The sequence below is a fragment of the Aneurinibacillus sp. Ricciae_BoGa-3 genome (genome assembly GCF_028421645.1).
Taxonomy (GTDB): domain Bacteria; phylum Bacillota; class Bacilli; order Aneurinibacillales; family Aneurinibacillaceae; genus Aneurinibacillus_B.
This window is the reverse complement of sequence record NZ_CP116887.1, coordinates 1,052,883-1,073,586: the sequence shown is the minus strand read 5'-3', so window position 1 is coordinate 1,073,586 and position 20,704 is coordinate 1,052,883. Positions and strand designations below refer to the sequence as shown.

At 43.3% G+C, this 20,704-nt stretch carries 29 protein-coding genes and 2 riboswitches; of the genes, 3 read left to right on the top strand and 26 right to left on the bottom strand.

The genetic code is table 11. From position 1 onward, the window contains the following. Positions 1-4: 4 nt before the first annotated feature. Genes PP175_RS05635 through PP175_RS05565 form a run of 15 tightly spaced genes read right to left on the bottom strand, consistent with a single transcriptional unit; the run spans position 5 to position 12,195 of the window. A complete protein-coding gene (locus PP175_RS05635) occupies positions 5-400 on the bottom strand; it encodes a hypothetical protein (protein WP_272441823.1) in 396 nt (131 codons plus the stop codon). A 41-nt stretch (positions 401-441) separates the two neighbouring features. Continuing rightward, positions 442-873, bottom strand: coding sequence for a hypothetical protein (locus PP175_RS05630; RefSeq protein WP_272441822.1), 432 nt, complete (start codon positions 871-873; stop codon positions 442-444). Then, a complete protein-coding gene (locus PP175_RS05625) occupies positions 845-1,132 on the bottom strand; it encodes a DUF362 domain-containing protein (protein WP_272441821.1) in 288 nt (95 codons plus the stop codon). Before PP175_RS05625 ends, PP175_RS05630 begins: the two co-directional genes overlap by 29 nt. An 11-nt stretch (positions 1,133-1,143) precedes the next feature. Next, the gene (locus PP175_RS05620; RefSeq protein ID WP_272441820.1) at positions 1,144-2,562 is read right to left on the bottom strand and encodes a phage tail sheath C-terminal domain-containing protein; all 1,419 of its coding nucleotides are present in this window, start codon (positions 2,560-2,562) and stop codon (positions 1,144-1,146) included. Between the two features lie 6 nt (positions 2,563-2,568). After that, positions 2,569-3,042 (bottom strand): hypothetical protein, encoded by a 474-nt coding sequence (locus tag PP175_RS05615; RefSeq protein ID WP_272441819.1) that lies wholly within the window; start codon positions 3,040-3,042, stop codon positions 2,569-2,571. After that, positions 3,042-3,632: a phage virion morphogenesis protein gene (locus tag PP175_RS05610; RefSeq protein WP_272441818.1), complete on the bottom strand. Its 591-nt coding sequence runs from the start codon at positions 3,630-3,632 to the stop codon at positions 3,042-3,044. Before PP175_RS05610 ends, PP175_RS05615 begins: the two co-directional genes overlap by 1 nt. A 3-nt stretch (positions 3,633-3,635) precedes the next feature. Next, complete coding sequence (locus tag PP175_RS05605; RefSeq protein WP_272441817.1) at positions 3,636-4,097, bottom strand: phage protein Gp36 family protein; 462 nt, start codon at positions 4,095-4,097, stop codon at positions 3,636-3,638. 14 nt (positions 4,098-4,111) lie between these two features. Continuing rightward, positions 4,112-5,107 carry a major capsid protein gene (locus PP175_RS05600; RefSeq protein WP_272441816.1) on the bottom strand — a complete coding sequence of 332 codons (996 nt, stop codon included), beginning with the start codon at positions 5,105-5,107 and terminating at the stop codon, positions 4,112-4,114. 28 nt (positions 5,108-5,135) lie between these two features. Beyond that, positions 5,136-5,762, bottom strand: coding sequence for a hypothetical protein (locus PP175_RS05595; RefSeq protein ID WP_272441815.1), 627 nt, complete (start codon positions 5,760-5,762; stop codon positions 5,136-5,138). A 19-nt stretch (positions 5,763-5,781) separates the two neighbouring features. After that, a complete protein-coding gene (locus tag PP175_RS05590) occupies positions 5,782-6,891 on the bottom strand; it encodes a phage protease (protein ID WP_272443196.1) in 1,110 nt (369 codons plus the stop codon). Positions 6,892-6,951: 60 nt separating this feature from the next. Then, positions 6,952-7,743, bottom strand: coding sequence for an N-acetylmuramoyl-L-alanine amidase family protein (locus PP175_RS05585; RefSeq protein ID WP_272441814.1), 792 nt, complete (start codon positions 7,741-7,743; stop codon positions 6,952-6,954). Between the two features lie 54 nt (positions 7,744-7,797). Then, positions 7,798-8,619, bottom strand: coding sequence for a minor capsid protein (locus PP175_RS05580; protein WP_272441813.1), 822 nt, complete (start codon positions 8,617-8,619; stop codon positions 7,798-7,800). Continuing rightward, on the bottom strand, positions 8,585-9,931 hold the full coding sequence (locus PP175_RS05575) for a phage portal protein family protein (RefSeq protein WP_272441812.1): 1,347 nt from the start codon (positions 9,929-9,931) through the stop codon (positions 8,585-8,587). The genes PP175_RS05580 and PP175_RS05575 overlap by 35 nt, the downstream gene beginning before the upstream one ends. Before the next feature lie 18 nt (positions 9,932-9,949). Then, on the bottom strand, positions 9,950-11,230 hold the full coding sequence (locus PP175_RS05570) for a PBSX family phage terminase large subunit (RefSeq protein ID WP_272441811.1): 1,281 nt from the start codon (positions 11,228-11,230) through the stop codon (positions 9,950-9,952). Beyond that, positions 11,230-12,195: a terminase small subunit gene (locus PP175_RS05565; protein ID WP_272441810.1), complete on the bottom strand. Its 966-nt coding sequence runs from the start codon at positions 12,193-12,195 to the stop codon at positions 11,230-11,232. Before PP175_RS05565 ends, PP175_RS05570 begins: the two co-directional genes overlap by 1 nt. A 76-nt stretch (positions 12,196-12,271) precedes the next feature. On the opposite strand from PP175_RS05565, the gene PP175_RS05560 reads away from it, so the two are divergent. After that, positions 12,272-12,460 carry a DUF8096 family protein gene (locus tag PP175_RS05560; RefSeq protein ID WP_442870423.1) on the top strand — a complete coding sequence of 63 codons (189 nt, stop codon included), beginning with the start codon at positions 12,272-12,274 and terminating at the stop codon, positions 12,458-12,460. Between the two features lie 302 nt (positions 12,461-12,762). Here PP175_RS05560 and PP175_RS05555 read toward each other — a convergent pair whose 3' ends face one another. After that, the gene (locus tag PP175_RS05555; protein WP_272441808.1) at positions 12,763-13,275 is read right to left on the bottom strand and encodes a hypothetical protein; all 513 of its coding nucleotides are present in this window, start codon (positions 13,273-13,275) and stop codon (positions 12,763-12,765) included. Positions 13,276-13,411: 136 nt separating this feature from the next. On the opposite strand from PP175_RS05555, the gene PP175_RS05550 reads away from it, so the two are divergent. Together PP175_RS05550 and PP175_RS29845 are read left to right on the top strand one after the other, a co-directional pair. Next, complete coding sequence (locus PP175_RS05550) at positions 13,412-13,678, top strand: aspartyl-phosphate phosphatase Spo0E family protein (protein ID WP_272441807.1); 267 nt, start codon at positions 13,412-13,414, stop codon at positions 13,676-13,678. A gap of 53 nt (positions 13,679-13,731) precedes the next feature. Then, a riboswitch (cyclic di-GMP riboswitch) is annotated at positions 13,732-13,819 on the top strand. Next, positions 13,794-13,994: a transposase gene (locus PP175_RS29845; RefSeq protein WP_442870422.1), complete on the top strand. Its 201-nt coding sequence runs from the start codon at positions 13,794-13,796 to the stop codon at positions 13,992-13,994. It overlaps the preceding riboswitch by 26 nt. A 115-nt stretch (positions 13,995-14,109) precedes the next feature. On the opposite strand, the gene PP175_RS05545 is transcribed toward PP175_RS29845, so the two are convergent. The 10 genes from PP175_RS05545 to PP175_RS05500 all read right to left on the bottom strand — a co-directional run bounded on the left by PP175_RS05545 (position 14,110) and on the right by PP175_RS05500 (position 20,704). Continuing rightward, positions 14,110-14,364: a hypothetical protein gene (locus tag PP175_RS05545; protein WP_272441806.1), complete on the bottom strand. Its 255-nt coding sequence runs from the start codon at positions 14,362-14,364 to the stop codon at positions 14,110-14,112. Further along, positions 14,361-14,543 carry a hypothetical protein gene (locus PP175_RS05540; protein ID WP_272441805.1) on the bottom strand — a complete coding sequence of 61 codons (183 nt, stop codon included), beginning with the start codon at positions 14,541-14,543 and terminating at the stop codon, positions 14,361-14,363. Before PP175_RS05540 ends, PP175_RS05545 begins: the two co-directional genes overlap by 4 nt. A gap of 22 nt (positions 14,544-14,565) precedes the next feature. Further along, positions 14,566-14,820 (bottom strand): hypothetical protein, encoded by a 255-nt coding sequence (locus tag PP175_RS05535; protein ID WP_272441804.1) that lies wholly within the window; start codon positions 14,818-14,820, stop codon positions 14,566-14,568. A 389-nt stretch (positions 14,821-15,209) separates the two neighbouring features. Then, a complete protein-coding gene (locus PP175_RS05530) occupies positions 15,210-15,521 on the bottom strand; it encodes a hypothetical protein (protein ID WP_272441803.1) in 312 nt (103 codons plus the stop codon). A 9-nt stretch (positions 15,522-15,530) separates the two neighbouring features. After that, a riboswitch (cyclic di-GMP riboswitch) is annotated at positions 15,531-15,614 on the bottom strand. A 93-nt stretch (positions 15,615-15,707) separates the two neighbouring features. Next, positions 15,708-16,352, bottom strand: coding sequence for a LuxR C-terminal-related transcriptional regulator (locus PP175_RS05525; protein ID WP_272441802.1), 645 nt, complete (start codon positions 16,350-16,352; stop codon positions 15,708-15,710). A gap of 14 nt (positions 16,353-16,366) precedes the next feature. Next, positions 16,367-16,570: a hypothetical protein gene (locus tag PP175_RS05520; protein WP_272441801.1), complete on the bottom strand. Its 204-nt coding sequence runs from the start codon at positions 16,568-16,570 to the stop codon at positions 16,367-16,369. A 1,031-nt stretch (positions 16,571-17,601) separates the two neighbouring features. Next, on the bottom strand, positions 17,602-17,808 hold the full coding sequence (locus PP175_RS05515) for an XtrA/YqaO family protein (RefSeq protein WP_272441800.1): 207 nt from the start codon (positions 17,806-17,808) through the stop codon (positions 17,602-17,604). A 1,253-nt stretch (positions 17,809-19,061) separates the two neighbouring features. Continuing rightward, on the bottom strand, positions 19,062-19,403 hold the full coding sequence (locus PP175_RS05510) for a nucleoside triphosphate pyrophosphohydrolase family protein (RefSeq protein ID WP_272443195.1): 342 nt from the start codon (positions 19,401-19,403) through the stop codon (positions 19,062-19,064). A 161-nt stretch (positions 19,404-19,564) separates the two neighbouring features. Beyond that, the gene (locus tag PP175_RS05505; protein WP_272441799.1) at positions 19,565-20,245 is read right to left on the bottom strand and encodes a 2-methylcitrate dehydratase; all 681 of its coding nucleotides are present in this window, start codon (positions 20,243-20,245) and stop codon (positions 19,565-19,567) included. 18 nt (positions 20,246-20,263) lie between these two features. Next, positions 20,264-20,704: a RusA family crossover junction endodeoxyribonuclease gene (locus tag PP175_RS05500; RefSeq protein WP_272441798.1), complete on the bottom strand. Its 441-nt coding sequence runs from the start codon at positions 20,702-20,704 to the stop codon at positions 20,264-20,266.

Genomic DNA, 20,704 nt, shown 5'->3' with positions numbered 1-20,704 from the left:
AGCGTTAACCAGCGGTCGTAGTCGATTCTGCCATTGAGCTGGATCCATCGGTAGAGGTCGAGCTGTTCAGCAAAAAAGCGGCAGCTTGCTTAGCGGAAGCCCGTTTTTCCTCAGTCATACCGAACATTTGAACAAACACTTCCGTATAGAATTGGATGTCTCCATCATCCCAGGAGTTGAATACGTTTTTGAAGTTTACATCGGGATCCACTCCATTTACTTTAACCAGACATTTAGCTCGAATGCCGTTCTCTACTTGGATGGAGCCTTTGGTAAACTGCTCATCATTAATTTCAATGGTGTCCATTACGTTTGCGCGATCAAGACCGGTTGGACGGCGAAAATAAACTTGCATGCCACTTGGTAAATTTAAAGGTCCATATACTTTTTGATCTGCCATATTCATTCATCCTCCATATATTAATAGTTTTAGTTCTAAGATTAAGCGATGCCTTCTGCTTTATACGTAAAGTCACTATCAACTACCGCTTTACCAGATTTCATAGTGAGGCTCAGTTCGGGAATGATGACGTTCAATAATTTGATTTGACCGTTCAATCCTTTTTGAGGTGCATCAACCGATGTTGTCATGGTGAAACGAGGCTGCTGAGGGATTTTCACCCCGCGTTGCATGCTAGCCGTTCCATAAACACGCTGAACGATATCCATGTTGATCCAGCCCTTTTTCAGTTTGCCATCAATGGAAATTTCGCCGTCCAGAATCATGCCGATTCGCTCATTCATCTCTAAATAGGTTTCTGTGTCATTTTTAATATTAATGTCACATTCCTGGAATTCTCCTACAAGCTCCGGCCCGTTCGGACCGACAAGAGTAACGGAAACATCATACCCCTGTATTGGTTGTTGGCTCATTCAGCTTGTCCTCCTTTACTTGATCTACTACTTTACTAATAATGCCTGGTGGCACTGCCTCTACCGATTCAACCGGCTCTATTTTCTTTTCAGCCGGTGCCATGCTAATCACATTAATCGGGCATGTTGGAATGCAAAGCCCGCAGTCTATGCAATGTCCTTCAACTTTGACCTTTGCTCCATCTGCTACCAAAACAGAAACCGGGCATGAATCAATACATGCCCAGCACCCGGTACAAAGCTCTCCAATTGTAATCATTTCATCACCTACTATTCATTCCCGACTAAACGGGTAATGCCATGGTCGATAAAATCGGCTGCATAAATCGGACGAACACGGATTTTCGATTTACAAATGCGTGCCTGCACCAACTCAGGTGTGTTAGTAGTGGAGTCGCAGACGGTCGGTTTAAAATCATAGATTTCACCATTGCTTTTCATAATCGCCAGCATGATGTCAATTTGGTCCGCAATAGCTGCCCACAGTTGCGGTGTATTATCCTCTGAAATGGCCCACTGCGTGCCGCTGTAGACTTGCATTTCGATCTTGTCAAATATACGACGGATGTTCACCTGGTTCCACGCTGAATCGCTTGATAGAGTAACACCGTTACGGATACGGAAGCCGCGTCCATTAACCGGGGTAATTGGCATAATGCGGCCTGTGGTTAAGGTTTTCAGTTCTGAGCCTGTCAGCAGTCTTTCAGTCGAAAGAATGCCGGTGATTTCTTTGTTTGACGGACTGTTATGTGCAGCCAGCGTAGCCAAACGACCTGCCAGGTATCCATCTGGAGCAACATAGTTTCCTTGGTACTCCTGAGGTTCAAGCCAAGGATACGGCATAATGGCCCGCATGCTATCCAACGTAGCAACCGTGGAAACAGCATCGTTAGGGGCTGTGCCTTTAGCCGGATTAATGATTACCATCCGCAGGCCTTCCTCCAGTCCAGCATTAGCTGCATGGGTGAGCAAGGCAGCTTGAACCGCTGCGCTTGACTGCTGAGCAGCAAGAACGATGGAACTGTTCGCTGGTTCAACGATCTTCAACCCTGTTCGAGTTCCATCAGGCCCGATGGTACCCAGGATGTCAGCGTCTGCAGGAGCGTTGCCATCTAATCCGCCGGCTAGTGGCGTGGTACTTATGGTCGCCGGGATGGCGGTAGCGCCAGCTGCTTTAGTAAAGGTTATGTCTGCATCCTTAATTGCCTCTACGTTCGACAAATCAATATTGTCGTAACTCCGGCTTTGGGAGCCGGATATCACAACAATTTTGACTGTATTGGCTGTAGTACCGCTGGTTACGGCTAGTTTAATACCACTTGCATTGGTGCCATTTGCCCATGTACCTGGGGAACTTGCCGTTCCTGTTACTGAGTCAGCGCCAGTAGAATCTTTTAGCGTCAATTTTGCTGATGCGATTCCGGTTCCGCCAACACGTACCACATCGAAATCCGCTGCGCCCTGGTTTAGCGCTCCTTGTAAAGACAACCATCCAGCAAAGGCAGGATCATATTCGCCAATCAGGGTTGCTGCCTGATCAGCAGAACCTATTGATATACGCTGATTTACAGGTCCTTTAGGGAACGACCCAACAATACTAATCTTTGATAAACTTACGCCTGGCGTAGGGCGTGGTCCTGTGTTGGATTCATCGATTCCAACGCGAGGAACGATATAATCTAGTGTCACAATCTATCACCTCTCAATATCAATGTCATTGCTAATAGAAAGAACCGTACTCGCCTGTTGGGGGCGCATACGGTCCTCCTGGTACTCTACTTCATATGTGATTTCAGCAATATGAAGCATTAATGTATCCTCTGCTTTGGTGGAAAGATATTCAATCCCACTCACGAAACCGCCAATAACCTGGCCGTTTAACGTGCGGCCTTCGTCTTCTGATAAAGACAATCGGATATTATGGGCAAGCTCACGAATCATATTTTCACCTGTGGCTTGGTCTTCTTCACGAATCCAACAAACAATGCTCATGATAGAAGTGCAGTAGTCATAATCACGACTCCCTGACTCATACCGTTCTCGATTAATGCCTACGCTTATCCCGCTGTCTTCCAACGATATAAAGCCATTTGCTTTGTTCCAATCAATAATTTCTACAAATGTAGGATCCAATTTTAAATAATCATAAACAAGCGTCACAAGGTCCATTATGGCGTTCCTCCTACCAAATAACTTTCGGCAGCTCGAAGAATAAAGGTTTCATCCTCGTTCTGTAACATTAGGTAAGGACGTGCCGGTATCGTTGATTGCTGTCTTCTGATATAACCGTTGCTAGTTGGAATGTACAAAGCATCGAACCGTTTGGGCCTGACCGTTCCGCCAAGCTGATGGATGCGGGCATAAACAAGGGATGAACCGATTTCCACTGATGAATTTGTCGTTTCTCCAACCGTGATACTTTTCTTGAGGTCTCCGGAACGGTTTAAAATTTTGCCACCATGAACATCCTTAGCCACTCGTCGGTTTTCTATGCCTTGTCTACCTCGCTGTCCTGCATTTCTCCACGCTTTAGTACCGCGAGCTTTTTGAATGGCCATGTCCGTATATACCATTTGCGTAAATGGGCTTAATGGCTTCCAAGCTGGTCTTCCACCTACCTCAAAATTTTTAGCAATGGATTGCTGCATAATGTGCCCGATAATCCCCATTAACGGCTTCGTGTTGATGGAACGCCTCGCCAATTCCTCGAATGCACGTTCTACTGCAGGTAACCCTTGCGCTTCAATTACAATGTTCATAACTCACCAGCCTATCCGATTAATCTGTCCCCATCTGTCCATCCGGTCCATGCGAGCAATCGAACGCTCGAGCGGGCTTCTATGCGGCATAGTGGTTCGAATGGCTGGCCTATTGCTTTCAGAAGCGACACCGGTGGACATAGGGAGAATGAAATCTAACTCCCCATGTTCCATTATCCGTTCCATGGTGGTAACAGCCCTTTTATAAAGGACTTCACCATACGTCGTTTGGTCCTTAAACCGCTCCGTAGTGTGCTGGTCCAATATAAAGCTGGCAGCTAAGTCTGCGCATATACTAATGACAATGGGCGGCAAATCACCAGTAATGGGCATATTATAGCGGCGAGAAAGGCGGCTATCTACAAAAGCAACCGCCTTGTTGATATAAAAATCAAAGTAGTCATCCGGCTTTTTCTCAGCTAACTTTGTCAACGGACGTACATCATCCGGTGTACAGTAGGACATGATATTTCACCACCTTACGCTACGGTTGCAGAGACAATCCAGTTCGGGTGGAATACCCGTGGCAAACCGTAAATACCTACGGTGATGTCCAAGAATGGATTGGACGCTTGACTCTTGTCCACGATCATGGAGAATTTACCCGGCTGTGGCTTATCAAGGCCGCCGTTGTGAAGGCTAATCGTTGAGGCAAAATCCATCAATTTTTCACCAGGAGCACCTTCTCCAAGGATGATGAACTTGTTATCCGGAACAAAGGAAGTAAAGTTACCAGATGCGTCACCAAAACCCTGATCATACAATTTCCATTCAAGCCCCGGGAACAGGAAGTTCATCGCTTGAACCACAGTACGAGGCGAAAGGGTGGTGGCGTAAATGGAGCTTTTCAGCAGGTTTTTAATGCCTTCATTGTTGGCAAGCAGCTTCGCTACTCCATGGTTAATATAGACGGTTTTACCTTGCGCACCGGTTCCCCGGAACACCAGAAGTAAATCTTCGATATCTGAAATGATGTTGTGCGTTGGGTCCGACCAATCCAAGGTAGGCTTATTTTTTGCCGGCACTTTATAATCAACCGTATATTTCACATTATTTTCGTTCACGTCGATTTTGCCTCCAACAACCGGCTGCCAACGAAGCCACTCCAAACGTGTTTCTAGGCGAGTATTAAGCTCTGAAGCACGGCGAACCACACGGATACGGCCAGCACGCTGATTGTAGGTTCCTTCTTCACGCGCAAATAGCAATTCTTCTTCATTCATTCGATAGGTTTCTTTCCAGTAACCGGTCGAATAAATTTTCGTGCTTTGGCCGCTCAATGTGACCATAGACGGGGCGCCATTCAAGTTGTGCGCCTTTGTCATGCCGGTAGTAGCTTCAATTACATCCACTTCGATTCGGCGGCTGAATACATCAACCATTGGGCAGAATTCCATCCCAATATATTTGGTTGGGTCCGTAATTGTATTGCGGACAATATGATTAATCTCTTGCGTACTAGGAAACTGCAGCATTTATTTCCCTCCTCTTAAGTAGCCGGGATTACACCGGGATAATTGTCATGTTAGGCAGCGGTTGGCGGACCATTAAATCCTTCTTAGCCAGGTCATCCAGACCGATTAGTTGATCTGTGAAGAATACTCCGCCAACAAAAACCGTGGCAGTTTTCGAAGCGGGTCCGTCTGGAATCGGCTGAGCAAGAATAACAAGGGCAACTTCTGATCCATCCCCTACAAAAACAAAACCGCCACTTGCGACCGCAGTTGTTAATGCAGTAGTGACGGTTATCGTATTGGTAGTTGAATCAATTGCGGTAATGGCACCAACAGTCTGCTTTTGGGTTCCATCGTTCGCCATCACTGTTAGCGAATCGCCCACTTTAAATGGTGTTATATCCTGCACTTTGAGCGTTTGAGCTGAACCGGCAGCAGGAACCGCGGCCTGCGCTGTTAATGTTGTGCGACGAACCGGACGATACAAGCCATCAGCCGTTGTCAAGCCAAGCACTACGCCAGCGTCAAGGTCGCCGGTCAGCGGCGCCAAGCTAATCGGAAACTTATGTTTCGCACCATCCGCGGTATAGGTTATCTGCTTATCGATAAACGTTTCGCTATCATAAGCACCTGGTGTATTCATGTATCCGTATGGATATTGTTGAAAATCACTCATGCATTATCCCTCCTCTTGATTAAAGAATATACTTTCCGTTTTCGATTTTACCGCCACTTTCAAGCACGTCCTGATCGCACAGCTTCACCATTTCTTCCTGGCGCTGTTCAGGCGTAGCGGAAGATTGACCGCCAGCTTGTCCGAACTGTACACGGGCGCTTTCTGGCAGATTATCAAGATGAGCAAATGCGCTATCGATGTAACTCATTTCTTTTCCCTCTGCCAGCTTGATGGTGCTGCTGGTTACTTCAAGCGGTTGAGAAAGAACAAATGTTTTAATCGGGTCAATCATTGCTGGTGGCACGCCTTTACCGATTAATTCCTGCACTTTGGCATTTACTTGTGCTTCCCTTTTATCGGAAAGCACTTGCTCCGTTTGTTTTTGCTGGGATTCTTCCAGAGCTTTTAGCTTGGCCTCCAGGTCCTCACGCTTTTTGCGCTCCTCTTCAAGCAGAGCATTGACATCTGATGCAGCAGACGTTGGCTGTCCACCTGCCGGAACGCCGCCATCAGGATTTGCTGCAGGTTGTGGTGCAGGAGCTGGGGCCGCAGGTGGTGCCACTGGTTGGTCTGATAATTTAAAAGCACTTGCAAATCCCATTGCAAGGCTTCTCCAGAATCCAACTTCATCATTCGTTTGATTTTGGTTGTTTGGCACTTGTTTTTCCTCCTCTTTAAAGTCCATAAAAAAAGCGTCTGGTTGATCGGATAGCACCCTGGCTTCCGGCAGACGCGTTAAAAACGGTTCATTTGTTAAAGAAATGGCCAGCAGAGTCGGCCCCATCTTCTTCCCTGATTCTTTATCGATGTAATCAGGGTCGTATTCAGCACTGGCAAAACGATATTTCTTATTTCGAATGTAATCCTGTACTTCAGGCGTTGTGGGGTCCGCAAGGCCGTACAACACACCTTCTTCCTCCACAATCTCTTTCACCCAACCGAGCGCTTCGACCCCTCCAAATGTTGTGCTATTGGGTTTATCATGACCGACACGAACAAAAGGAGGGCGGCCCAGCACATTGTTTTTAAAGTTTTCAATCATTTGAGAGAACATTTGCTGGGTGCCTTCAAGCTTCCCATATTGCGGATGATTCCAAGTTCCCAGCCGAAAAAACGGGATTTTAAGCATTCCATCCAATTCGTTCACCTCCCTTCAGACATAATAAAAAGCCATTTCAAATGAAATGACTTAATGTCTTCGCCACCATCGCTTCCAGATTTCTATCCACGATTCATTGATCGGGGGTGAGTTTATCCTACCTACAAGCTGAAAATATTCATTAACGCCTGTACAGATGGCACTAGCAAGTTGTTTTTGCCCAGTATGGTTCGTCAGTAGTACTCTGTCCTGTGCATTACTGATATAGCCCATTTCCACGATAACAGTTGGACATACAGACTGTTTTAGCAAATAGTATTTAGCGCCTTTCGGTGGTCGATCTTTAATATTGTAAAATTCGTTAAGCCGGTACTGGAGAATATCAGCCAGCATGTAGCTTTGATTGTTTTTTTGGTATAAAATATCCGCTCCGCGTTCCGATGAATCTCGCGACCAGTTTACATGCAGACTAATCAGGATTTGCGGAGGCAGTTCGACAGCCAAATGTTTTCGCTGCGCCAAATCCCGTTTATGACGCGAAGGATTTTTTAGCCATTTGTTTTCGTCACTAAGAGCGTAATCGCCTGTTCGATTTAAAACGACATGATAGCCGTAGTTCGCCAATTGCCTGTACAATTCTTTGGCTATCTCCAGATTTATATCTTTTTCTAATAAATTTCCATGCAATGTTCCGCCGTCGATACCACCATGACCCACGTCAATCATAATATCCACTGGGATAGAGTGGATATTTCCTACCGCGCCTGCGCTATTACTTTGCCAGCTAACCAACAGAAACGTAAGCAACAGAATTTTTCGAAACATACCTTCGCTCCCTAATGCAGAAAGAGTCAGAATTACCGTTTTACCAAACTTATTCATAGTATTAGTCTCGTTCTGATCCCTATTCTTCAGCTTGTATACTTTCTTTTGGCTTCATCCTGTTCTCCATCCCTTCGGTATAGGATTAACATTGCTCCAATCAAGAAACTGCGGAGTAATTAATTCCGGCTGATAAGAAGAGTATATGGGCGTCAATAACGAACGACAGCGGCCGTGAAGCGGTGGTGTATTCCCGGGTAGTGCCGGATCATCCATCCCCATTATTAATCCATGACGGCTGCGACATTGAGGACTTGTCCTGGCATCCATAACCGCTGAGAACCTTACGTAATCCACATCATTCGCATGAAATGAAGAAAGACGACCGCGATTGTACGCATAAGTCGTCTCTGTAGTAACGATTAATTCAGCGCGGTTCATGTTCACACGCAGTAGTTCGGCAATAGCTTGCTCAGCTTCTTTACGGGGCATGCCCTGGAGCTGGTGAATAGCTATTTGTTTAACCTTTGTGATGATGTCTGATTCCCAGTTACCGGCCAGCACCAATTGCCTAGCTTCTAACGCTCTAATAGCTTCATGCGGTTTGAACCAGGTGTCCTGTTGCCAATGAGGAAGTTCCTCATCATCACTGTTATTATCATCAGCAGCCAAACGAATAATTTTGCGAAACGATGGCTGCCAATCGGCAAGCTTACGGTGGTCGAACCGTTTATGCAGGTAGTGAACAAGTACCTCGCCTGTAGCCTGGCCGCTGGAGAAAGCGTCACGAGAGTTATCCGTAAGGATTCTACCTAGCGTTCCAGAATGTGCAGGATGCCATGAAATGGCCTGCTGATAAGTGTAAATGCTAGGCAGTACAATCAGCTGAGAGAGGGTTGCCTTAAGCCGTCTTAGCGTCTGTTTGTCCTGTTTCATGAGGTCCCGCATCATCTTTCTGTGCAAGCGGGTCTCCGATAACTCCACCGTCCTGGGTGTAACGAGCATACGTGTCTTCTGCGACGGCAGCCACTTTTTCATCTGGCGTCACCACCTTACGCTGCGGAAGCCCCATTTTCATGCGAACCTCATCGAAATCCTCCTGGATTTGCGGATCCAAATAACCGCCGTTAGTAAGAGAAAGAAAACCATCCACCAGTAGCTTCATATCTTCGCTTTCAATTTCATTTTCTACAAACTGTCCATAATTTTTCTGCGGACCAAAATTATAGTCTACCAGCGGCTTTATCAACTGCTCTATTAATGTTTCGGTAACACCTCCATAGATTCCAGTAACTCCGAGGTTAAAAATACCGAAATGGGATTGACCTAACGCATAACTTCCCGACCTTTGCCCTTCATCGAACACCAGGGCAGGAACGAGCATTCCACGTAGAATCATTTTATTGAAATACTGAACCGCTTTTTCAAATGCATCTCCTACTCCTGACCCCACATTAGTCACAGCTTCAGCTTTACTGGCGTTGTTTGGATCGCTACGTAACGTGATCCCCGTTCCGTTTTGTAGGTTCCTTAGGATTCGCTCACCTAATTCCATTTGGGTAACCTGGTGGCCGGGGTTATCCGGATCATCAGCTAACTCATCAGGCAAATAAAGCGCAATAAGTGGTGTTCCGAAACGATCCAACGCGCGGGCCCACATTTTGAGAATCGGGTCCTTCAGGAGCCAGTTCTTCCTGAGTGGCTTTAAGATACTTTTGCCATAGTGGTTGCCGAACCGCTTATTGTACGTATAAAGGATTGCTTTCTCCGGTGGAATGTCAACCGGACTACCCGCATACCTGCGCCACTGGCTGAATCCTTGGTACTCACCGGTCATCGGGTCAACTTTGATATAAACCGTATAAGGATGATAGGTGGCCAGCTTTTCAATGACTATCCTGTTTCCATCCGGTTTCCAAATAATCTCCGTTCCGGAATAGCCCGCCCACAAAGCTGAAAGCATCTCTTCCACCGCCGTATGCAGGTTTCCTTTCATCGATTCAAAGCATTCGTTAACGAAATTAGCGATCTTCGGATTAGATTCGTTTTGGTATTCTCCCAACTTCATCAAGACGGAAGAGATGAGGAACTGGATGCCGACAGCGATTGTTTCATCCGTATCCAGCATTCTTTCATATTCAAATACACTTACATCATCTGGATTGGATATACAGTTATTAAATAGAAAAAACGTAGTGTACAACTGCGAACCTATCTGCCCAATCTGCGGCCTGTAGGTTTCTTCCACGTTCTCACCTCCTCTGGATTACCAGTTGATATCTGCTGTGGCGTTTCTTCCAGCGCCACGAATACCCATAACACCGTTTAATGAATCCTTCGCCATCATAATGACGTAGCGTAAAGCATCTAACGCATGGTCGTTATCTTTAAGTGGCTTATCTTCGCCTTTTTTGGCCGCTTTCTCATCCCACACATAAGAGGAGAATTCGCGTAAAAGGTTTTTGCATTTGCGCATAACAAATAGACGTTTTTTGGCTATCAAATTACTCACATGCCGTATACCGTCCAGAACTGCATTATCTGCTTTCCGGATGTTTGATACACGATCCTTTCGGAGTTGGGCAATAAAAGATGCCGCGGAGGGATCAATCGCAATAAGCGGATATGTTATATCTGCTACGAATCTTTGAAAATCAACACTATACTCCATGTCAGTTTTTTGCCTGCCTATTTCTCTTCCGTTGTAGTAATACTCGTCTAAAACGTACAAGCAACCATTTTTTTGACCAACCAGCACAAAAGCTGTTGGGTTTTTAGTTCCGTAGTCGATTCCGACATAAAAACGCTCAATGTTCTCTGGCGCCTGATCAATAGCATGAACGTCTTCATCAAACATATCGTATATGGTTCCTTCTGCTAGAACCCAAAGACCGAGAATCATACGCTTGTACCACAAGCCTGAATAAGCATTCTTGACATTTTCCTTGTACGTTTCATCAAGCGCAAGGTTATCATCCAAATCAAAGTGCCATACTTTGTATCCCTTTTCTTCTGCCTTATCAATAAATTCCGTCTTGATAAAGTGATAAGGCGAATCAGGGTTTGTAGTCCATATAGCCCGTGATTTAGGCAATGACATACGGTTGATCGCCTGCTTAACAAACGACTCAGGATGCAGTGTGATTTCATCTACGTACCATCCGGCGACTGTCATACCACGAATACGTTCCTCAGCTCGTTCATCGTGTGCGCCTACACAATATGCTATTTTTTTAACTTTCTTGCCAGCTACTTTAAAAGTGAATATTAGTTGCGCGCCACCGCTGGAAGATTTGATATACCGTACGCGACTACGCCCATATATTTTGATAATATCTTCAATTACATTGCGATAAAGTGTATCGACCGTTTTGCCACTCATGAGAAAACGATCATGCGGTGAGGTACGCATAAATTCAACCCAGGCGATTTGAGAAGCTATCGTTTTACCTGATCGCACCGCGCCTTCAAGTATATTGATAAACGCATTAGCGTTGCAGATCACATCTAATTGCTTTAGGCTAAACGGTTTAAATTCAAACGCCATTATTCCTCACCACCGAACATCTTGTTACTCTGTTCAATAGCTTTTGCTAGAGAGTCTAAGCCATCAACTTCATCATCTTCACGCTCTTCAATTTTAGAACGTTCAAGCGCCAGTTTTTCGCGTTCAATCTGCAGTTTCTCTTCTTCCCGGCGATCCTTGTTCCTCGCCAACTGCAGCTTGTCCGGATCATCAGCAAGCAAATCCAGCTGCTTGTAACCGCCACGGTCGAGAATGTCCTGCAGTATGGTTCTGCGTAATTCCTGAGCCTTCACCCAGTTTCCATGCCGCATGATTCGGTCAGTATATAGCCCGATCTCCAGGCGCAGCCTCAAGACTTTTTCTTCCTGTTCCTTTATCACAGCATCCATGTAGTCTTCCTTCAACTCACGAACTTTTTCTTGAGCCTCGTCATGGTCGGCCAGCTGACGATCAATCTCGTGCAGCTGGTTCCACAAAGCCAAGTAGGCAATGCGACTGTCTTCTGACATGCGTTGCCGAAGTCCCGGTATGAGCTGGGCCACCGCTTTTCGGACGTTAGCCTTTGCTAGTAGCTTTGAAGCTGTGATTCTTGCTGAATTGGCAGTATATCCCGCCCTGATAGCAGCCTGTGTAGCGTTAAAATCAACCAGGTACTCATGTACAAAAAGCTGCTGTTTTGGCGGTAAATCAACATCTTCCGCCTTCTCCATGGAAGTTTCACTGGGAGGAGGAAATTTGCCTTTTGGCCTGCTCTTTTTCTTTTTGGAGTACTCCGTATTTTTTGGAATACTACGTCCATCCGATTGGAGTACTCCATTCGCTTTCTGAGACAATCTTTCTAGCCATTTGTCCTTTGACTTCCATCCTCCAATTGTTTTTTCGGGAAGGCTCAGCAGCTCAGCAATGGCTCTATTGGTTATTTCACCCTTCTTCTCCCTGAATATCTCAAATGCCTTTTCTCTTCTGGGATCGCGCTGTCTGGCCATTTACATCCCCACCTACCTCCCTCATTATTAATCTGCTAAAATGTATAAAGTTAAATTCAACATGAAGGTGATCACATTGAGTACTGAAAACCAAACAGAAGAATATAAAGGTTATGACACCAACATTATTTATGATTATAAGGAACAACCTGATATTGTCAGTGGCCGGTGCGATAACTGCGGTAACGCTCACTTCAAAAGTTCTGTTAAAGATTATGTTTTCCTTAGAGAATGCAGAAAGTGTGGTATGAAGAAAAGTATTTGACCCTACTTATCGGTAGGGTTTCTTATTTGTGTAATTTCATAGTTTTCCTCTACCGCGCTTCGCTTGCTTTAGCCTTCCTCGGCCTTGAAACCGGTTAGGTCCCATCGGCCTCGTTGGCTCTATTTTTCCGCTGCTACACTTTGTTAATTCGATATCACTCCTAAAACATGAAGTGAAATAACCCCCATCAATAGGGGATAAGAAAGGGCAAAGTTCGAAAACCAGCGCCATTACTGGGTTTTTTCGAAAAAATATGTTATGCCAGCGTAACATATAAGTTATGCTACCGTAACATATTGGATTCAGCTTCCATCTCCGAGAACATCGCTTTCTGCATTGTCAATAGCTGATTGCTCAAAAAGCTTGATGGCCGTATCCATGCTGGAAGTATCCCCTCGAAAAATAAAATGAGGATTGAGCATGTAATACTTTTCCCGCCCTATCTTAGTGTAGGCAAGCAGCCGTTTTGAATGGCTGCACAGACCATCCAGAACCCGGCCGGCACGCTGACGACTCCATCCTAAAAGTTCAGCTACCCTTTTCACATTGAAAAACATGGCACTTTCATCCTTTACGTACTGGTCATAATCAAGATAAATAAGCAAAGAAAAAAGCAATGACTTTTCGTCATCGCTTAGCTTCTTATTCCGGACCAGATCACGGTTATTGGCATGGAAAACCATTGTGAAGTCGAAGTTCTTGAATATGCGTGGCCGGAACGCTTTAATTGATTCGCCAGGCTTCACTTCCACTGATACTTTTACGGCTTCCGGTGTGTTGTTCTGAAAGGAACGGGTATTTACAGGGTCGCTCATGTCATATCACCCACCTCCAAAAGTGTAATAAAACCAGCTATTTTGATGCAAAAGCCACAACCCATTTACATTGCTCAGTTTTGAACTGTGCTTTATGAGGTAACAAAATTACCAAATACCCAAAAAGGACAATTAGATGAACGATAAATTGGCTCTTCTTAAGAGGATCGAGGAACTTCGCAAAGAATTAAATCAAGCTACAAAAGATAAAACCCTATCTGACCCTGAAATTGTTTTAATCAGTCAATCTTTAGACAAATTACTAACCCAATACCATAAGTTGATTAGTATACAAAATAAAAAGAATTCCAACGGTCGCGCTGGACCTCGCAACTTCTTTTTTGGGTTAGCAGCCCATGCGATATTTAATTGCGTCAAAGAGGGATATTTAAACCCTTTTTGAGTCTTTACATTGTGTTAATATTTGTTTGCTATATTTGTTCCATGAAAATATAACCATCGAAAAGGTAAACTTATCGAAAGATAAGGACACAAAGTCACGGATCTAAGGTTTTCTAATGACTATGATGGCCGGACTATCGAAAGGAGTTTTTATCTTGACTAGAAAACATTATTCGTTAGATTTTAAACGCGAGGTCATAAGGCAAGTCCTGCAGACACAAAGCCCAAGCTCCATAGCTAGAAAACATCAAATAAACAGCTTTATAATATATCGTTGGGTAAAAGAGTATAAAGAAGGAAAGTACAATTCACTATAAAGTTATACTATTTTATTCCAACCCACCGTTCGCCACTCAACCCGACCACATATTTATTTTGTTGAGCAGCCAACGCCAGGCTGTAAGGCCTGGCATACACTTATACATTAAAAAATTATTTCACTTTATCATACAGCGCCTTAAGTTCCGGGAATCGATCAAGACTAACAGGTGCAGAGTGCGCATCATCAATATGTACCACTCCGTCCTCAGCGATCAGATTTTCACCTGCCGCATCGATTTCATAACCACCACGATGCGGTAGATTCGTTTCAACGATTTTGCCATTAACACTTGCTTCTTCAGCGTCGGATCGTTTGTCAACAATATGGATTGTCCCTGATTTGCTCATGTATGCATATTCTGTCATTTGTTTTCATCTCCCTTTACACATGTAATCCGAATACACATAATCTTGCCGGCTAATTTTGTTCCCCATGGGCATGTCCGGCATTTTTCCAACTGCTTCTTATACTCTCTTTTTTCTGCTCTAGTACGGCGTTTCACATCTTTCTCACCCCTTTCAAGCACAACAAAAAACCGCTCCATTTAGGAGCGGCCCCTTCGCTTACTATTGATTGTCACAATTCAATTTTTTAACTTTGTCTATACCCAACGGAAGTAGTGATATATGATACTCATCTTTTCCTTTACATTCAAAATTAACGAAGTTCATTTGAGCAAAATACCTATAAGTTAAGTACGTATTATCTTTTTTATTTAGCAACACAATTTTTGGCTTTTCGCCATTTTTTAAGTAGTGAGTGTATAAGTCTCTTAACATGTTTATCCTACTATTTGTTATCCCTGAATGTTGTTTTAACATAAATCATAACTCCTATCTTCATTTATAAACAGGGATATTTTACTGCATCTTATTGCTTATTTAAACTGAAATTATGATTAATTACGTTTTTCGCCATAAATAGCCACATAGAAGACCTTGAAGTAAAATGGAAAAAGGACGGATCATCTTGGAACGGCCTCTCACTTATTTCTTTCCTGCGCCAAGCATAACACGCCACATACTTCATCCGCAAAAAACGTCCAGAATGTAAAGTAAAGTCTAGTTTGTAAAGCAATGTCCACTTTGTAAAGTTTTGTCCAAAATGTAAAGTTAAATCCCTACAAGGCAAAACAAAAAAGCTGCCCCTCATGGGAACAGCTCTATTTCTTTCGTCTATTTTTCACATTAACACACTTTTAAGAAAGTAATTAATTCGATTTAGAGTTCCAAATTGTATCAAGTCTACTTCTAGCTTCATCAATATCCATCACGGCATGAGTAAGAAAATGCAACCAATTTTCTTTACTTTCTTGCATTACTTTAAAAATCAGTGGCTTCTCATATTTTATAACAGTTACCACTTCTATTGTAGGAAGCGTATCATTACCGGAATTTAGTCTTAAAAATGTTCGCAGGTAGTTTCTGAACTCGGAAACATTCCTTACGTCATCCGGATATTTTTTTAATAAGAAAAGAAACTCCTCTAAGGCAGATATTAATTTTTCATCTTTCTCTCTCATGATTTACCCCCTTGCAACTGGCTAGCATGTCCAAAGACATAAGCTCCTATAGTTTTGCGTCCTTACCTTTCGATAAGTTTGCCCTTAACAATCTGATATATTCTATCATTTTTACAGTTCATTTTTCTATATAATATCCAATCCCAAAATACATTTATATAAAAATATATGAGGAAAGACCCACCGTTATGCCGGCAGGCCTTCCCTCATCTCGTCTTCATATAATGCCCAAGCTAAATTACGAACCATGGAGCGACGAATTGTATCCACCGTTGTTCTGCTGACATTCAGCTGCTGAGCAATTTGATACAGTTTCTCACCGTCCAAAATCCCTTCTGCGAGTGTACGCTCCCTTTCATCCTTGAGAGAGCGAACAGCCTCTTCTAGCTTCTTCACCTTTCGTTCATATCGCTTCATACGTTCCCAGTTTCTGAGAAGCTTCTGCGCCTCTCGATAGGTTACATCTGAGTTGACACCCTGCGCCTTAGGAAGGGATGCTTCTACACCATATTGTGCCGTTCCGGCGCCTGAATACTGTTTTTCTTGCTCCTCATTACTCTGCAGCGTTTGAACCTTTTCTGCCATCCAACGATAATCTCGCAAATCCTGCTCCACACGCTGCACAGCTTCCAGTGCGGGCTCTAAATCAAGGAAGGCAACTTGTCCATCATGATCCCTCAGCTGAGCTACCTGGTACTCGTCCCACTGCTGACAGGCAGTTATTTTTCCTATATGCATATCATGTATGCGGCACATACTAGACTTTCCCCACTGTGTACCTGGGCATTTTGAGCAAACACGTTCCAGAAAAGTTTCATTAGATTGATTCATTGTTCGTCCCTCCCCTAATATCGTTTCTGGCGGATAGCTCCGCCTTTGCTCCGGCTGTACGTTCGTCCTTTGCGCATCATTTGTTCAAAATCACGAAATGATAGATCTTCTTTCTTGGTTTGACCTTTTTTAGGTTTTTTATTTTTGCATTTTGTTTTAGAAGCTGAATTAATTTTGCGTTTCTTTTTCTCACCTGATATATCATCTTTAAGTTTCATTCCGCTTCCCTCCATGGCAAAATAAAAGAGGACACCAACAGACTGCAGGGTATTATCCTGCTAATCTTGTCAGTGTCCTCGTGGGTTCCCAATGTTGGACAGGTTATTTGATTACCGATTTATTTGTCCTTATTTAAGATCTCTGTGGCTTGTCCTACTTTATGGCCGATAGTCTCCAGCCATTCTTCAAGTTCTGCGCGATCTATTAGATGCTGTTGCATAAGAAAATCACCCCCTCACAAAAAACTAAGCTTGCTTTGTTTTAATTTCGGTTATATTAATAAGTTTTTCCATAGATTCGCCTTCATAATCGACCGGAACTCTTACTTATGTTATCACCCCCTATACTTCCTTATTTGGTTAGTTGCTGGAAACACCGTTTTATTGACTAAAATCGTGTTATAATGTATTTGTTGCAAGCTAAGTTTCTAGAGCTTCCGCATGCAACTCTCAATTCTTGCAATGTACATTCTAAACTGTCTTGTTGAATATAGAGTCCATAGCGGTGCTATGGACTTTTTAATTGTCTTTTTGAACATCACGTGTACGTTGTCTAAATTCAACGTATTACTTTTTTATCGTGCTATAATCGATTTTGCGAAACGTGTTAGCACGTTTATCAACTCTTGATATCAACTCCACTTACATTAAAGGGTCCATGGCTATATGCTATGGGCTTTTTTCTTTCCCTTTGTCACGATCCCTAACACTATTGGTAGGGCAAAGCCTTTATTATTTATTCCATAGTGATACAATAATACTGTAATTGGGATTCATTCCATTACGCGTTCAAAATCCAACCTTATCTTTCTCTTTGCCTGTAGTTAAACAGCTACGGGCTTTTTTAATCCCAGGTGACCGCATTCTAAACTCGTGCTATAATCATTTCGTTGATGCGACTGAAGTTGTTTCAACCTTCTCGTTCAACAGAGGCCACGAGTTCTTAGTAGCCTTTGTCTCTTTTACTTTATGCCTGCTCACCAGTTCAAAAACAGAGTCCTTAGTTGGTTAGCTATGGGCTTTTGTTGTTTTTATAGAAGCTCTTTGGAATCATAATGTACCTGTGTAGCCCGCCCCTTTACCGTTTCTACAGAAGTCATCCCATGGCGTACTGCTTCTACAGCTGTAACTTTTCCTTGCGTTCCATCTATAATTAAGATCATTACTTTACCCGGTTCAATTTCTGCCTCAATACGACCATTTTCATCGATAACAACCTCTTTTTTAACTGTATCCATTCCCTGTATCCCCCCGCTCATGGTACAATGTATGTACGCAAACGATGTTTTTCCTCTCTTGGCTGCTACCCAGGAGAGGTATTTTTTTTGCATATATCTGTAAAACAGGCGTATATTTAATTAACCCAAGTCAATTTCGTTCCCCCTTCCTGGTGAAGGGATTTTTTTTTAGTTATCTATTAATGGAGGAATACTAGGTAACATCCTTGAACCTGCTCCCCTTAATTCCCTTCTGTACTGCAAAAGGGTACATTTATTTACTATTGAACATTCCGTGAATATTTTCTCAAAAACGTTTATTACTTTTTTATAGATGCTATAATCACTTTTACTGACCCGAGCAACTGTAACAACACACACCTCAACTGTTGTGCTCTCGTCTCACTAAAGTCCATGGCTACATGCTGTGGGCTTTTTAGTTTTTCGTAACTCCATATGTGTTTGTGAACAATGCGTGAACTTTAATTTGAACATTACTTGAACATTCGTAGTGACTCCATGCGATCATTGACAACAGTTGGTATAATCCTTTTTGTTAACTCTGGTAAGTTAATGTTTCACTCTGTACAAAATCAACTCCATTCTTTTTAGGGTCCATAGCTATATACTATGGACTTTTTTCTAAGCCGTTTTGACTTTAATATTGAAAATTTAGTGACCATTTTCAGAATAAGGCTTCTTATTTTTCAGAAGTGTTATAATATTTTTGTTGTTAACGATGCCGATAGTATTCGTTTTCATCTCCTAATCGAAAGTTTTCCTGACACTAGAGTCCATAGCTTGTTTCAGCTATGGGCTTTTGCTTTATTTGTAGAAATCAATACATAAATCTTGATATTTTGTATTGCCTGATTTGCATATCATGGAGATTAGGTGAACGTTTTCTGATAATGGCTTATAACTTTTGGTTTATTGCTATACTCATGCGTTGTAGCTACAGTAGACAGTAGCTTTTCAACTCCTATTTTCTAGGTTTCATAGTTCTCTACCCTTTTTTGTGTCCACAGCTGTATGCTGTGGCTTTTTTTATTTCCATAGGTCAGTTTTCAGTTTGTATGTTCGAGTTTTAGGTAATACTTAGAATAATCTCTTTACCTAGTTATTCTCCATCCCCCTTACCCTTCTTAATTGAGAAGAAATTTTTTGTTTAGTTTTCTATCCCAGGGGGAATAGTATAGTAACACCTTGCAAACACCCCCCTTTTTGCACCCCTTCTGTATTGCAGAAGGGTTTATTTATTTTCTGCTTAAATATTAGTTTCCTTCAGCCTGTCTGTTAATGCTGCGCGTCTCGCTGAATCCTTCAGGGTATCGTTGTTTTAATTTCTCAATGTTTTTCTCTGCTATCATTTCAAGAGAAAGGTTAGCCGTAGTTGCTATGGTTGCCAGGTACCAGAGAACATCCCCTAATTCTTTAGCCAACTTCTCCCTATCCAAATTATGCCCATGAAAGACCACTTTTTTGAGCAGGTCAGTTACCTCTCCAGCTTCACCGGATATTCCCATCCCAAAGTTTGCAAAACGGAAGTTATCGCTATCTTTTTCACTTTTATTTGCTGTTCTTTCGGCTAATTCTTGATACTTATTGAAATCCATTACTTCGTCCCTCCTGTTTTCTAATGCAGACAACTGGCTCAAATGTATTATCTTTGCACGGCGTAATTCTTTAAGTTGTGCTCTTGTCATTTGTTTCATTCTCCTTCTACAATCCACCAGCGCCCATGAGGACGCCGGCAGGAACCGATTATTTAACGCTCTTACGCAGCTCCATCCTGTTGCTGTTCTTCGCCTTCATCCTTTCCCTCTGAATCATTGTCTTGAGGATTCTCCGCTGGTTCAGATTTTGATTCCTCTTTAGCCTCCTGCTGTGGCTGCTCTTTATCTTGTCTCCATTCATTCCACTTAGCCGCAAGAGGGGCCAGACGCTTACGGTATTCGTCCACCAGCTCGACAATTTTACCAGATGATATCTCCAGTTCAGAAGCAAGCTTCATGTACGATTCACCTTCTAAACGACGCTTGACGATATTGGCGAAATCGTACGGTAAATCATCATAACTAGGTGCCAGGCCGCTAAGGATAAACTCGTCAATGATTTCACGTTCAGCCTGCTCTTTCACTTCCTTCGTCGGAATCTTCGCTTCTGGAAGGCCGAGATCAGCCTCTAGCTGCTCCCCTTCTGGCCTCACCTCATGCACCACTCCTTTATCATCCACCTTGTACGTTTTCATAGGTTCGTCTGTATGAGCGTTGATCTCTACGGTATAGTTAACGACCAACGATTCCAGTGATATGTCCACCCGGCAGCCGATCATCTCCGAAACGGAATCCAACTTGCCTCGCATTTCATTTTCAGAAACAACAAGTAAAATTTCTTTTTCACCGTTTGGCTTTAAATTCACTTTCTTAACTTCACCCTTGAATTCCATGTATGGCATGACTATTTCCCCTCTCATTTAGCAAATGGATAATTGCTGTATTTGCTGTTCCAAAGTCTCAATGCTTACTTCAATCCTTGGCCGCTGGCTGTAAAACTTTGTGACCGTTACGCTGACGATTTGGCTGTCATCTTTCCACATGATGTTTTTTAGTGCATCCTTGATGCCTTTTAGATAATTGTCAGCATCCGGTTTCGTTGTCGGCCGTATCTGCCCGGTTTCTGCAGCTGCTGTTTTCTTCTTGCTAAAGCTTTTAGGGATTGGCCGATACACTTTGACCACAAGAGATAATGGGCCTTCCAGAAGCACTGTAGGGGCGTGATCAGCTGCTGCTAGTTTTATGTAGTCTTTGTACTCCCGGGACTTAGCCGGGTCATACATACGGACATGGCCGTTGATGGTGGTGGCTCGAGGTCTCCCCTGGGCGATTGGCTCGCCATATACTGTGAAGGTAATCAT